This window comes from Nesterenkonia cremea (assembly GCF_014642675.1).
Taxonomy (GTDB): domain Bacteria; phylum Actinomycetota; class Actinomycetes; order Actinomycetales; family Micrococcaceae; genus Nesterenkonia; species Nesterenkonia cremea.
The window spans coordinates 56,108-68,763 of record NZ_BMIS01000007.1 but is presented as its reverse complement, the minus strand read 5'-3'; the positions used below and the strand labels follow the sequence as shown (position 1 = coordinate 68,763).

The window sequence follows — 12,656 nt, the reverse complement described above, 5'->3', positions numbered from 1 at the left end:
GGCTGTGTTGGGGTGGCCAGGGTAAGGGGCCATTCGCGGTTGAGTGTGGAGGTGTCGTGAGTCAAGGGGCTCGCGCCCTTGTTGGATGATGGATTTTGCCGATCTATCTTCCGAGTAACGAAGGACGCGAGCCATGTTCCAGCCTACGGGCCCACACCTGTTCTTGCCCACTGCCAGCAGCACTGCCGAACCTCTTCGGGCCGCGGCTTCGGTGGTGTTCAACCTGCCCGGCTACCAGGTCCTCTCGGCCTGTGATCTTCCGCTGGGAGGCCGCCGAGTCACCGCCGTAGCCAACAGCACCGAGGCGGCCTGCCCGGACTGCGGGGTGATCTCGGCCCGGGTGCATCAGCGCACCCGCCAAAAGGTCAAAGACCTCGGCGTCGGCGGCAAAGACATCGAGCTGATAGTCATCAAGCCCCGGTTCCTCTGCATTGAGCTCGCCTGTTCTCGGCGGACCTTCACCCAAGTCACCAGCCAGTTGCCCTTCCGTGCCCGGTGCACCGCCCGGTTGAAGGCGGCCGCCGTCGAAGCGGTCTTGGATGAGGGGATGCCGATCTGGGCCGCGTGTGCCCGCCACCGGCTGGGCTGGGCGACGATCAACGCCGCAATCATCGCTGATACGGTCACCATCCCCGACCCGGACCAGGTGCCGGTGCGGGCCTTGGGGATTGATGAGCACCGCTTCGCCCGAGCGAAGTGGTTCAAGCATCCTGAGACTGCTCAGTGGTGCCGGGTAGAGCCGTGGATGTCGACCTTCGTCAACGCCGCGACCGGCCACATCCTCGGCGTGGTCGACGGTCGCTCCAGTGCGAACATCACCCGCTGGCTACGAGCACGCTCCCAGGCCTGGCTGGAGGGCCTAGAAGTAGTGGCGATCGATCCCTCCTCGGCGTTCCGCAACGCGGTGGCCCAGGTGCTGCCGGCGGTGGAGATCAGCGTTGATCACTGGCACGTGGTCCGCCTCGGTAACCAGATGCTCACCGAGGTCCGCCAACGAGTCACCCGCGAAGTCTTGGGCCGCAGAGGCCGCAAGCAAGACTCGGTATGGGCTCACCGGATGCTGTTACTACGTGCTGGGGACCGGCTCACCGACGCCGGACTCCACCGCCTGGAGCAGGTCCTCGAAGATGAAGACTTCGAGCAGGTCGCTGCCGCCTGGGCCGTCAAAGAGCGTCTACGGGCCATGCTGGCCGCCCAGGACATCCCGGCAGCCCAGAACGCAAGGATCGACTTCGAGATGGCCGTGGCAGCCGCTGACATGGCCGAGACCGACAAGCTCGCGACCACCGTCGCGACCTGGTGGACCGAGATCAAAGTCTTCGTCCGCACCCACGTCACCAACGCCAGGACCGAATCGGTCAACACCGGGATCAAGCACATCAAACGCACCGGCCGCGGATTCCGCAACCAACGCAACTATCAATCACGTATCCTAGGCACCAGCATCAGGCAGACACGCCGACGCCGCAGGATCCCCCACCAACAGGGACTCCACGCTCAACGGTGAATAGCCGGTTAACAAGACTTCGTGGTGGTTAACAGCGTCCACGCCGGGGCGGGTCATCACAGACTTACAGGACACGCCCTAGGTAGCCTGAGCCGCCCGAGTTATGCCTCGATGGAACTGTCACAGCCTGGTCTGGACCCTGGTGACTTTCAGTGGTCTAGAGAGCCGCCGTGCGCGAGGTTCCGCAGGGTGGTCATGTGAGAGGTTAGCGGGGCCCGCTCACCTCTCAACGTTTCGCGCGCCGGCTCGAAGCGAGGGTCTGGACATCATCCAGGACGAGCTCGAGGAGCTGCACAGCCGCGTGGCCTGAGCCCTTCCAAAAGGCCATCATTCGCTGGGGCCGCTCTTCCCGGACGGGGAGGGGCGGCCCCAGTGCTGTGTGCGTGGCATCATAGTGAGGCACATCTCAGCCGATGTGCCGTCTGACTCTGCACGCACCAAGGAGACCTCGATGAGTACAGCGCTGGCTGATCTGCTTCCGGAGGAGGCGATCCTGCTCGACTCCGAAGCTGCGGACTGGCAGGAGGCCATCCGTCGAGCAGGAGAGCTGCTGGAACAGACCGGTGTGGCCGATGAGCGCTACACCGCCGCCATGATCGACACGGTGGTCGAACACGGCCCTTACATCGTGCTCAGCCCAGGCTTCGCCCTGGCCCACGCCCGCCCGGACGAGTCGGTCTCCCGCACCGGCTTGGCCTGGGTCCGCTTGGCTGAGCCGGTGAGCTTCGGGCATCCGGAGAACGATCCGGTCCGTCTGGTGGTGGCCCTGGCGGCCGTGGACGACGCCGACCACACCAGCGCCATGGCCGAGCTCGCCGGAGTCCTCGCCGATGCGCACCAGCAGGCCCAGCTGGAGGCGGCACGGACCCCGGAGCAGCTGCGCGCCGTGCTGATGGGGGAGACCCTGTCAGACGCAGCAGACTCAGCAGACCAGGCTGATCCCGCCGCCCAGCAGGCGGCCACGGACCAGCATCTGATCCTGACCGTCTGCGGCAACGGCCTGGGCACCTCGCTTTTCCTGAAGAACACGCTGGAGACGGTGCTGGGCACCTGGGGCTGGGACCGCCACGTCACCGTGGAGGCCACCGACACCATCTCCGCCCGCGGCCGGGCCAAAGAGTGCCAAGCCATCCTGACCTCCGGAGAGATCGCCAAGACCCTGGGCGACGTCGGAGTCCCGGTCCGCGTGGTCACCAACTTCACCAGCACCACTGAGCTCGACGCCGCCCTGCGCGAGCTCTACGAGATCTGAGGAGAGCGCCATGGAGTGGCTCATCGTCATCGCAGAATTCCTGGTCAACGAGATCCTGTCCGTTCCGGCCTTCCTCATCGGCATCATCGTGGCCGTGGGGCTGATCGCCCTGCGCCGGTCGGTGGGCCAGGTGATCGGCGGAGCGGTCAAAGCCACGCTGGGCTTCCTGCTCATCGGAGCCGGTGCGGACCTGGTGGTCGCCTCCCTGGACCCGCTGGGCGTGATGATCCAGGGCGCCACCGGAGCCCAGGGCGTGATCCCCACCAATGAGGCCATCGTGGGCATCGCCCAGGAGCAGTTCGGCGCCCAGGTGGCCTGGCTGATGATCCTGGGCTTCGCGCTGAGCCTGGTCCTGGCCCGGTTCACCCCGCTGAGCTATGTGTTCCTGACCGGACACCACATCCTGTTCATGGCCACGCTGCTGACCATCGTGCTGGCCACCGCCGGCTACTCGGGCTCGGTCACCGTGCTGGTGGGCGGCGCCCTGCTGGCCATCCTGATGGTCTCCCTGCCGGCCTTCTCCCAGCCCTGGACCCGTAGGATCACCGGCGACGACAGCATCGCCATGGGCCACTTCGGCACCGCCGGCTATGTGGCCGCGGGCGCCGTCGGGCGTATGACCGGAGGCCGGCGCAGCCGCTCCACCGAGGATCTGAAGCTGCCCGAGGGGCTGCGCTTCCTGCGCGACTCCATGGTGGCCACCGCCCTGTCCATGGTGCTGATGTACGTGGTGATCTCACTGATCTTCTTCGCCCGCGAGGGGGAGGCCGCCTATGAGGCCTTCGAGGGCGGCGCCTCGGATCCGGGCAACTTCGTGATGCAGTCGGTGACCCAGGGCCTGCAGTTCGGCATCGCCGTGGCCGTGATCCTCTTCGGCGTGCGCACCATCCTGGGTGAGATCGTACCGGCCTTCCAGGGCATCGCCGCCAAGATCGTCCCGGGCGCGACCCCGGCCCTGGATGCCCCGATCGTCTTCCCCTACGCGCAGAACGCAGTGCTGATCGGCTTCATCACCAGCTTCAGCGGTGGCCTGGTGGGCCTGGCGGTGCTCTCACTGTGGCTCAACCCGGCCCTGGGCCTGGCGCTGATCCTGCCCGGCCTGGTCCCGCACTTCTTCACCGGCGGTGCGGCCGGCGTCTACGGCAATGCCACCGGCGGCCGGATCGGTGCGGCGGCCGGCGGGTTCGTCAACGGTCTGCTGATCACCTTCCTGCCGGCGGTGCTGCTGCTGGTCCTGGGTGACTTCGGCACGGCCAACACCACCTTCGGCGATACCGACTTCGGCTGGTTCGGCGTGCTGATCGGCTACGGCGCCGGCCTCGGCTCCGTGGGCGGACTGATCGTGGTCGGCCTGCTGGGCGCGCTCATCCTGGCCTCGGCCATCCTGGTCCAGCTGCGCGTGGTCCGCGGCGGCTGGGACCCCTCGCCGCACCGCGAATTCCCGACGCCGGCTGGTGAGGAGGGCGAGCCAGCGGACGGTGCCCAGAGCTCAGCTCCGGCAGGCACCGCCGGCTCCTATCCGAAGATCATGCCGCCGAGCGGAGCCCCGACGCCGCCCCCGCCGCCGCAGCCCTGAGGGCTGGTCGGGACCCGGTAACCTGCTCAGCTGACGGGGTGATCGGGCTGGCGGCCGTCCAAGACGTCGAGCACCGCTTGGGCGGCCGAGAGGCCTGCCCGGCGCCGAGCCTCGGCCGTCTGCCCGGCCAGATGCGAGGTGATGATGACGTTGTCCAGGCCGCGCAACGGGCTCTCCTGGGGCAGCGGCTCCGCCTCCAACACATCCAGCCCGGCTGAGCCCAGGGTGCCGGTGCGCAGCGCCTGAGCCAGTGCCGCCTCATCCACCAGAGACCCGCGTGCGGTGTTGATCAGCATGGCCTCGGGACGCAGGAGGGCCAGCCGCTCCGCATCCAGGAGGGGGCCGGCGTCGTCGTGTGCTCGGGTGTGCAGAGTGAGTACATCGGCGGTCTGCAGGTTCTCCTCCAGGCCCACGAAGGCCGCCGAGGCCGCTGCGGGGTCCGGATGGGAGGTGGTGACCTGGACCTGCATCCCCAATGCGGCCCCCAGCTGGGTCACCGCGCGCCCGCTGGGGCCATAGCCGACGACGCCCAGACGCTTGCCGCGAAGCTCCTGGCCTGCCTCCCGCGGCCAGCCGCCCTGATCCACGGCCGCAGAGACCTGCGGGATCTGCCGGGCGCAGGCGAGCATCAGGCCCAGGGCCAGCTCGGCCACCGAATGGTGGTTGGTGCCTGGAGCGTTGCAGACCTGCACGCCCCGGGCGGTGGCCGCAGAGACGTCGATGGAGTCGTAGCCGACTCCGCTGCGGGCCAGGACCTTCAGCCGGTCGGCGCGCTCGAGCATCTCGGAGGTCACCGGCTCGTTGGCCAGGATTGCGGCGTCGACGTCCTGCAGCAGCTTCACCTGCTCTTGGGCGGGGCGCGGCCCCGCATAGGGGAGGTGGACGGTCTGGTGACCGTGCCGGCGCAGGAGGCGGTCGACGTCGTCGTCGGGCGTCAGATAGTCGGTGGTGATCAGCACCCGTGCCACGTCAGCCGCTCACCACCCTTCCGGGGTGACGGTCAGCTCGATGCCCCACAGCAGCGGCAGCAGAGTGAAGGTCGCCAGGACGATCAGCAGCAGCGTGGCGAGATTCAGCCAGAACCCGATCCTGATCATGTCCATGATCGTGATCTTGCCGGTGCCGAAGATGATCGCATTCGGCGGGGTTCCCACCGGCAGCATGAACGCACAGTTCGCGGCCATCGCAGCGGGGACCATCAGCGCCAAGGGGTGGACCCCGAGGGCCAGGCCCAGAGCCGCCATCACCGGCAGGATCATCGTGCCCGTGGCGGTGTTGGAGGTGATCTCAGTCAGGAAGAGCACCAGGGCCGCCGCCACCAGCACGGTGATGATGAAGTTGACGTTCTCCAGCACCAGCAGCTGTTCGCCGATCCACTCGGAGAGCCCGGTGGCGGTGAAGCCGCCGGCCACGGCCAGGCCGCCGCCGAAGAGCAGCAGCACGCCCCACGGGACCTTCTTGGTGTCCTCCCACTCCAGGATCCGGGGCTGCTCCCGGTTGCGGCTGGGCAGGGCGAAGAGCACGACGGCGGCGGTGACCGCGATCAGGCCGTCGGATATGCCGGGGATCAGGTCGTCCCAGATGAAGCCGCGGGAGATCCAGAAGAAGGCGGCGCCGACGAAGACGGCCAGCACGGCCTTCTCCTCGGCTGCCAGGCTGCCCAGGCCCTCCTTCTCCTCGCGGATGACTTCGCGCCCGCCGGGGAGGCTCTTGAATTCGAACTTGAACTTCACGAAGGTCAGGTAGAACCAGCAGAAGGCCAGCAGAATGACCACCATGGGCACACCGAAGAGCATCCACTGGGCGAAGGTGATGGTCTCCCCGAAGGTCTCGCGGACCACGCCGGAGAGGAAGGCCAGCGGCGGGGTGCCGATCAGGGTGCCCAGCCCGCCGATGGTCGCGGCATAGCCGACGCCGAAGATCAGGCACTTCTCGAATTTGGGGACCTCGGCCTCATGCTCGCCGTCCTTCATCACCTGGGCGGCCTGATACGTGACGGCCAGGGCCACCGGGATCATCATCATCGCGGCGGCGGTGTTGGTCACCCACATGGACAGGAAGGCCACAGCGATCATGAAGCCCAGAACGATGCGGCGCGGGCTGGTCCCGATCAGCAGCACGATCGTCAGTGCGATGCGCTTGTGCAGATTCCATTTCTCCATGGCGATGGCCAGAGCGAAGCCGCCCAGGAAGAGGAAGATGATGTCATCACCGTAGGAGGATGCCACGTCATCGCCGGCCACCGCGTTGGTCAGCGGCAGCAGGATCAGCGGCAACAGTGAGGTCGCCGGGATCGGGATGGCCTCTGTGACCCACCAGGTGCCGATCCACAGTGTGCTGGCCAGCACCGCCACGCCCTCGAAGGCGAGGCCCTCCGGGCGGACGAAGAGCATGGTCAGCAGGAACAGCGTGGGTCCGAGGATGAGCCCGACGATCCGTGCCCGGGTGTAGCCGCCCGGAGGGCCGCTCTTCTCGTGGTCGGTGGGCTCGGGCTTCTGCTGGTCCGGCCGATAGACCGAGGCGCTGGAGCGGCGGCCCGGGCTGCCGGCGTCGGCGTGATGACGAGGGCGCTCGGGCTCCTTCTCCACGGAGAAGGTCAGGAGCCGCTTGATCTGGTGGTGGGATCTCCAGAGCTCATCCCAGATCCGGCGCGCAGGGTGTGGATACGCCGTCATGTGAAGCCTTCCTCACGGTCGTCATTGAGCGGTGGGGTATGTTCGCACAGACATTACACACTAGTAGACTGTGGTGCATGCCACTGACACGAACTTCCTGCTCAGCTCTGCGCGTCGCCGTCCTCCCAGATTCTTTCAAAGGCAGCGCGACTGCGGACGCTGTCGCCCGGGCCATGGCTGAGGGGGCCCGGCGAGCGGGAGCCTCGGCCGGCATCGAGGTTCAGACTGAGACGCTGCCCTTCGCCGATGGGGGCGAGGGAACCCTGGATGCCATCTGCAGCGCCTGGGGGGTCCAGCCGCAACAGGTGAGCACCACTGATGCGCTGGGCCGTGAGGTCCAGGCGCGCTATGCGGTGCACAGTGTGGAGGGGGCCGTCACCGCAGTGATCGAGGCCGCGGAGGCCAATGGGCTTCCAACAGTCAGCGATGTCCCGCTGCAGCCCCTGCGCGCCACCACCTATGGGGTCGGAGCGCTGGTCAGCGCCGCCGTCGAGGCCGGCTGCGAGGAGGTGCTGCTATGCATCGGAGGCTCAGCCACCACCGACGGCGGCGCGGGACTTCTGCAGGCTCTCGGTGCACGGCTCCTCGACAGCTCCGGTGAGCAGATCGGGCCCGGAGGAGGGGCGCTCGCTGACCTTTCCCGCATCGACACGGAGGACCTGGATCCCCGGGTGCGGGGGCTGCGGTGGCGAATCGCCTGTGATGTGATCAACCCGCTGCTGGGTCCTGAGGGTGCGGCGGCAGTCTTCGGCCCGCAGAAGGGTGCTGACCCACAGGATGTCGAAGAGCTCGACGCCGCCCTGGGCGACTTCGCAGATGTATTGGCCGCTCAGACCGGGCAGGACGTCCGCGAGACCCCCGGCATGGGTGCGGCCGGCGGACTGCCGATGGCACTGGTGAGTCTCTTCGACGCAGAGATTGCCCCAGGTGGCGAACTGGTGGCAGAGGTCCTCGGAGTCCAGCAGGTCGTGACAGAGGCCGAGATCGTGCTGACCGGAGAAGGCCGGCTGGACTCCCAGTCCCTGGGCGGCAAAGTGGTGGATACGGTACGTCGCCTGACCCCCGATCAGACTCCGGTGTTCGTGCTGGCCGGAGCGGTGCAGATCTCAGCTGCGGAGCTCGACGCTGCGGGGCTGACAGCGGCACTGTCCATTGCGCGCGGCCCCGAGACCCTGGAGGAACTTTCGGCGGAGGCCGAGGCCCGGATCAGCAGTGCGGCCGAGCAGCTGATCCGGACCTATCTGAGCGGGCGCGCGGCCGCTGGGTAGCGGAGTCGGCTGGGCAGCCGCGCCGGCCGGCGGCGGAGTCTATGCCCACCCATAATGTCTATACCACGCCTATGGTGGGCGCATCATCGTCGATACTGGTGGGCATAAGCGGGTGGGCAGCCCATTCGCACGGCTCAGTCACGCAGCTCAGGGAGCACAACCGACCTCAGGCCAGCAGGGCCTCTGACCAGTCGCGCAGGCGCGCATCGAGCCCGGAGGCGTGGGTCTGGGCACCCAGATGCCGCGCCACGGCTCCCGGCTGGGCAAGGACCAGATCCCCGGGGGCCGTCTTCGGCTCGAAGCCCAGCGCGATCAGCGAGTCCAGCACACGGTGCTCACCCAGGATGCCGGGCGCCGGCTGCCCTGCGTCGGCCTCCACATCCTCCAGCAGGAGGTCCCCGCCGGGATCTGCGGCGTGGGTGATGCTGCGCAGCCGCCCGCCGGTCTCCCCGCTGCGCCCCCAGACCAGCGTCTCGCGGATCAGCGCGCGGGCCCCGTCCGCCAGGTCCACCTGGGTGCGGCGCAGGACATCTGCGTCCTGGGCGATGACGAAGGGCAGTCCCTCCCAGATCAGCCGGGCATCCTGCTCCAGGCGGAGGTCCACATGCCACTGGGCGGGCGGCCCCGGCTGCTCCGGACGCTTCCGTGGGTAGGCCACCATGCCGCCGATGTCCTCCAACCGCAGCGCGCAGCCTGCGCCGACCTCAACCTGCAGGTGGACCTCATCGGCGTCGAGCAGGATCATCTCCGCCGTGGTCATCCCCACATGCGCGCAGGTCTCATCCCGGGAGATCAGCCGCGGGGCGAGCTTGCCCACCACCAGTTCGGTGCGGAGCCGGCCGGATCCGCGCTCCACACGGATGCGGGTGGTGCTCATGCGTGGGAGTGGACGTAGCCGCCGTCGGGGTGGTCCTCATCGGCGTGGAAGTGCGGGGCCATCGGGCCCGGGTCCTGCGGGATGTGCTCACCGGCGCGGTGGGCGGCCAGCACGGTCAGCACCCATTGGCGCAGCGCGGACACTGAGCCCTCATCGGTGCGGGAGAGCGCCAGCACGGCGCGCCCCTCACGAGCCTCAGTGGCATCGGCGACCATCTGCTCCACATCCACGCCCACATGCGGGGCCAGATCGGTCTTATTGACCACCAGCAGGTCGGCGCGGCCGATGCCGGGGCCTCCCTTGCGGGCCACATCGCCGCCGCCTGCCACATCGAGCACGAAGATCTGCGCATCCACCAGGGCGGGGGAGAAGGTGGCGGTCAGGTTGTCTCCGCCGGATTCGATCAGCACCACGTCCAGTGGTGCGAAGTCACGCTCGATGTCCTCGGCCGCCATCAGGTTGGCGGTGACATCGTCGCGGATGGCGGTGTGCGGGCAGGCGCCGGTCTCGATGGGACGGATCCGCTCCGGGTCCAGCACTCCGGCGGAGCGCAGGAAGCGTGCATCCTCATCGGTGTAGATGTCATTGGTGATCACACCCAGGCGCAGCTCCTCGCTCAGCGCTCGGCAGACCGAGGCGATCAGCGAGGACTTGCCGGTCCCCACCGGACCGGCGATGCCCAGGCGCAGCGCCCGGTCCTTCGCGGCGGGTGCGGCTTCGGCGGGGGAGGTGGTGGCAGTCTCAGGCACGGAACAGTCTCCTTGTGGTGTGGGCGTGGTGTTCGATCCAGTCTTCCATCTGGACCGCGGCGGAGGACGGGATGTCGGAGGGCTCAGTGAGAGCCGCGACGCCGGCCACCCGGTCCTCCACCGAGGCGCAGGTCTGCAGGACCAGAATCATCGCCTCGGCGGGATCGCCGGGGTCGAGCTTCAGCAGTGCGGCGGCCGCTGCGGCGGCGTCGTCATAGACCACCAGCCGCACCAGCTCCTCAGCCTCCAGCTGGGCGTGGGCGGCCACAGCCCCCATGACCACCGGACGGCTGGGGGCGGTGCCCAGCTGCCGCAGGATAGCGGCATCGGGCCAGAGCGAGGTGGCCAGGCGCAGCAGCCCGCGCCCCAGCTCCGAGGCGATCTGGCGGGCGGCCCGGCTGGGCGTGCGCGCCGCCCAGGCACGTTCGGTCCGGGTCAGCAGCTCGGCGGAGCTCTGCCCGCTCTCGTTCTGCCCGGCCTCCAGGAGCCCGTGGCGGATCACGGCGGCGGCGCCGGCGTCGGTCAGCGCGGCGGTCCGGGCGCGGACCAGCATGTACTCCTCGACCTGATCCCGGCCCATCCCGGCCATCAGGGCAGGCTCCAGCCCGGAGGAGGAGACATGGCCGCCTGAGGGCAGGCGGGAGTCGGCGAGCATCAGGCCGACGGTCTGTGCGGCGGCGCCGGCCGCTGAGGTGGGGGACTGCAGCATCAGAACATCGAGTAGAACTGCGCCAGCGGCAGGGTCTGGGCGGGCTGCTGCTCCACCTGCTGTCCGTCGATGCAGATCTCGAAGGTGTCCGGGCGGACCTGGATATCGGGCAGGGCATCGTTGTTGCGCATATGCTCCTTGCCGATGTCGCGGGTGGGCTCCAGGGCGCGGACTGAGCGGCGCAGCCCCAGCCGTTCGGTGAGCCCGTCCTCCAGGGCGGCGGGGGAGACATAGCTGATCGAATGGTCGGCCGCGGTGATGTCGCCGAAGGTCGGCCGCTGCAGGATCGGCTGCGGCGTCGGGATGGAGGCGTTGGGGTCCCCGAGGGCTCCCCAGGCGATGCTTCCGCCCTTGATCACAGTGGAGGGGCGCATCCCGAAGAAGCGCGGGTCCCAGACGGTGAGGTCGGCGAGCTTGCCGGTCTCCACCGAGCCGACGTCATAGGCGATTCCGTGGGCCACGGCCGGGTTGATCGTGTACTTGGCGACATAGCGGCGGGCCCGCTCATTATCCGCGGGCAGCCCTCCGCCCAGGGGACCCAGCCGGTTCTTCATCGCATGGGCGACCTGCCAGGTGCGTGTGACGACCTCACCGATCCGGCCCATGGCCTGGGCGTCGGAGGAGGTGATGGACAGCGCTCCCATGTCATGGAGGATGTCCTCGGCGGCGATGGTGGTCCCGCGGATCCGCGACTCGGCGAAGGCCAGGTCCTCCGGGACATCTGGGCTCAGGTGGTGGCAGACCATGAGCATGTCCAGATGCTCGGCCACGGTGTTGACCGTATGCGGCAGCGTCGGGTTGGTGGAGCCGGGGATGATGTGCGGCAGCGAGGCCAGGGTCAGGATGTCCGGGGCGTGGCCGCCGCCGGCGCCCTCGATGTGGAAGGCATGGATGGAGCGGCCGTCGATGGCGGCGATGGTGGAGTCCACATAGCCGGCTTCGTTGAGTGAATCCGAGTGCAGGGCCACCTGCAGGCCCCATTTCTCGGCCGCGGTCAGAGAAGCGTCCACCGCGGCCGGGGTGGATCCCCAGTCCTCGTGGACCTTATAGCCGGCGGCACCGCCCAGCGCCTGCTCGGCCAGGCCGTCGGCGGATACGGTGTTGCCTTTGCCCAGCAGCAGGACGTTGACCGGGATGGAGTCCAGGGCGCGGTGGATGTTGGCCAGGTGCCAGGGGCCCGGGGTGACCGTGGTGGCCTTGGAGCCCTCGGAGGGCCCGGTGCCGCCGCCGACCACAGTGGTGATGCCGGTGGCCAGGGCCTCATGCAGCTGGCTGGGGGAGAGCAGGTGGACATGGGAGTCGATGGCCCCTGCGGTGATGATCTTGCCCTCACCGGCGATGACGTCGGTGCCCGGCCCGATCAGCAGATCCGGGTGCACGCCGTCGGCGATGTCCGGGTTGCCGGCTTTGCCGATCCCGGTGATGCGCCCGTCCCGGATGCCGATGTCGGCGCGGACCACGCCCCACCAGTCCAAGATGATCGCATTGGTGATCAATGTGTCCAGGGCGCCCTCGGCACGGGAGGTGGTTCCCTGGGCCATGGACTCACGGAGGGACTTGCCTCCGCCGAAGACGGCCTCCTCACCGCCGACGGTGTGGTCCTGCTCCACCTCGATCCACAGGTCGGTGTCGCCCAGCCGGACCTGGTCTCCCACGGTGGGGCCGAACATGGCGGCATAGGCTTCGCGGTCGATGCTGACCATCAGGCGTCTCCCTTCGGCCGGATCTGCAGGCCGGCCACATGCTGTCGTCCCTTGAGCGCCACGGCGGTCAGCTCACGGGAAGCCCCGGGCTCGAAGCGCTGCGAGGCTCCGGCCGGAACATCCAGCCGGAAGCCCTCGGCGGCCTCACGGTCGAACTTCAGGGCAGGGTTGGCGGCGGGCAGGTGCAGGTGGGAGCCGATCTGGATGGGCCGGTCCCCGGTGTTGGTGAAGACCAGGGTGATGCGCTCCTCGGCGCTGCGGTCTGCGTTGAGCTCGATGGTCCCCGGCTGCACCCGAATCGCGCCGGGGCCGGAGGAGGATGCTCCTGACATGGCGTTCG

Annotated in this window: 11 protein-coding genes; 4 read left to right on the top strand and 7 right to left on the bottom strand. The window is 68.6% G+C overall.

Annotation, left to right across the window (positions count from 1 at the left end; all coding sequences use genetic code 11):
- The first annotated feature begins 133 nt into the window (after positions 1 to 133).
- The 3 genes from IEW85_RS08930 to ulaA all read left to right on the top strand — a co-directional run bounded on the left by IEW85_RS08930 (position 134) and on the right by ulaA (position 4,335).
- Positions 134 to 1,507 (top strand): ISL3 family transposase, encoded by a 1,374-nt coding sequence (locus IEW85_RS08930; protein ID WP_188684830.1) that lies wholly within the window; start codon positions 134 to 136, stop codon positions 1,505 to 1,507.
- A gap of 451 nt (positions 1,508 to 1,958) precedes the next feature.
- Positions 1,959 to 2,759 (top strand): PTS sugar transporter subunit IIAB, encoded by an 801-nt coding sequence (locus IEW85_RS08925; RefSeq protein WP_188684828.1) that lies wholly within the window; start codon positions 1,959 to 1,961, stop codon positions 2,757 to 2,759.
- 10 nt (positions 2,760 to 2,769) lie between these two features.
- Positions 2,770 to 4,335 carry a PTS ascorbate transporter subunit IIC gene (gene ulaA, locus IEW85_RS08920; protein WP_188684826.1) on the top strand — a complete coding sequence of 522 codons (1,566 nt, stop codon included), beginning with the start codon at positions 2,770 to 2,772 and terminating at the stop codon, positions 4,333 to 4,335.
- A 26-nt stretch (positions 4,336 to 4,361) separates the two neighbouring features.
- Here ulaA and IEW85_RS08915 read toward each other — a convergent pair whose 3' ends face one another.
- Together IEW85_RS08915 and IEW85_RS08910 are read right to left on the bottom strand one after the other, a co-directional pair.
- The gene (locus tag IEW85_RS08915; RefSeq protein ID WP_188684824.1) at positions 4,362 to 5,303 is read right to left on the bottom strand and encodes a phosphoglycerate dehydrogenase; all 942 of its coding nucleotides are present in this window, start codon (positions 5,301 to 5,303) and stop codon (positions 4,362 to 4,364) included.
- Between the two features lie 9 nt (positions 5,304 to 5,312).
- Entirely contained in the window at positions 5,313 to 7,010 is a 1,698-nt protein-coding gene (locus tag IEW85_RS08910) for an SLC13 family permease (protein WP_188684822.1), read from the bottom strand.
- Between the two features lie 77 nt (positions 7,011 to 7,087).
- Here IEW85_RS08910 and IEW85_RS08905 point away from each other — a divergent pair, with 77 nt between their 5' ends.
- Complete coding sequence (locus tag IEW85_RS08905; protein WP_188684820.1) at positions 7,088 to 8,278, top strand: glycerate kinase; 1,191 nt, start codon at positions 7,088 to 7,090, stop codon at positions 8,276 to 8,278.
- A gap of 166 nt (positions 8,279 to 8,444) precedes the next feature.
- Here the strand turns inward: IEW85_RS08905 and IEW85_RS08900 are convergent, their stop codons facing one another.
- From IEW85_RS08900 to ureB, 5 genes are read right to left on the bottom strand one after another with little or no spacing between them, the layout of a single operon-like run.
- Entirely contained in the window at positions 8,445 to 9,155 is a 711-nt protein-coding gene (locus IEW85_RS08900) for an urease accessory protein UreD (protein WP_188684818.1), read from the bottom strand.
- On the bottom strand, positions 9,152 to 9,904 hold the full coding sequence (gene ureG, locus IEW85_RS08895; RefSeq protein WP_188684816.1) for an urease accessory protein UreG: 753 nt from the start codon (positions 9,902 to 9,904) through the stop codon (positions 9,152 to 9,154). Before ureG ends, IEW85_RS08900 begins: the two co-directional genes overlap by 4 nt.
- Complete coding sequence (locus IEW85_RS08890) at positions 9,897 to 10,613, bottom strand: urease accessory protein UreF (RefSeq protein WP_188684814.1); 717 nt, start codon at positions 10,611 to 10,613, stop codon at positions 9,897 to 9,899. The genes ureG and IEW85_RS08890 overlap by 8 nt, the downstream gene beginning before the upstream one ends.
- Complete coding sequence (locus IEW85_RS08885) at positions 10,613 to 12,316, bottom strand: urease subunit alpha (protein ID WP_188684812.1); 1,704 nt, start codon at positions 12,314 to 12,316, stop codon at positions 10,613 to 10,615. The genes IEW85_RS08890 and IEW85_RS08885 overlap by 1 nt, the downstream gene beginning before the upstream one ends.
- On the bottom strand, positions 12,316 to 12,648 hold the full coding sequence (gene ureB / locus IEW85_RS08880; RefSeq protein WP_188684809.1) for an urease subunit beta: 333 nt from the start codon (positions 12,646 to 12,648) through the stop codon (positions 12,316 to 12,318). The genes IEW85_RS08885 and ureB overlap by 1 nt, the downstream gene beginning before the upstream one ends.
- Positions 12,649 to 12,656 lie beyond the last annotated feature (8 nt).

Bases quoted from the DNA above. Each gene is read 5' to 3' on its own strand.
- IEW85_RS08930 (WP_188684830.1), top strand. From the start codon at position 134: ATGTTCCAGCCTACGGGCCCACACCTGTTCTTGCCCACTGCCAGCAGC.
- IEW85_RS08925 (WP_188684828.1), top strand. From the start codon at position 1,959: ATGAGTACAGCGCTGGCTGATCTGCTTCCGGAGGAGGCGATCCTGCTC.
- ulaA (WP_188684826.1), top strand. From the start codon at position 2,770: ATGGAGTGGCTCATCGTCATCGCAGAATTCCTGGTCAACGAGATCCTG.
- IEW85_RS08910 (WP_188684822.1), bottom strand. From the start codon at position 7,010: ATGACGGCGTATCCACACCCTGCGCGCCGGATCTGGGATGAGCTCTGG.
- IEW85_RS08905 (WP_188684820.1), top strand. From the start codon at position 7,088: ATGCCACTGACACGAACTTCCTGCTCAGCTCTGCGCGTCGCCGTCCTC.
- IEW85_RS08900 (WP_188684818.1), bottom strand. From the start codon at position 9,155: ATGAGCACCACCCGCATCCGTGTGGAGCGCGGATCCGGCCGGCTCCGC.
- IEW85_RS08890 (WP_188684814.1), bottom strand. From the start codon at position 10,613: ATGCTGCAGTCCCCCACCTCAGCGGCCGGCGCCGCCGCACAGACCGTC.
- IEW85_RS08885 (WP_188684812.1), bottom strand. From the start codon at position 12,316: ATGGTCAGCATCGACCGCGAAGCCTATGCCGCCATGTTCGGCCCCACC.
- ureB (WP_188684809.1), bottom strand. From the start codon at position 12,648: ATGTCAGGAGCATCCTCCTCCGGCCCCGGCGCGATTCGGGTGCAGCCG.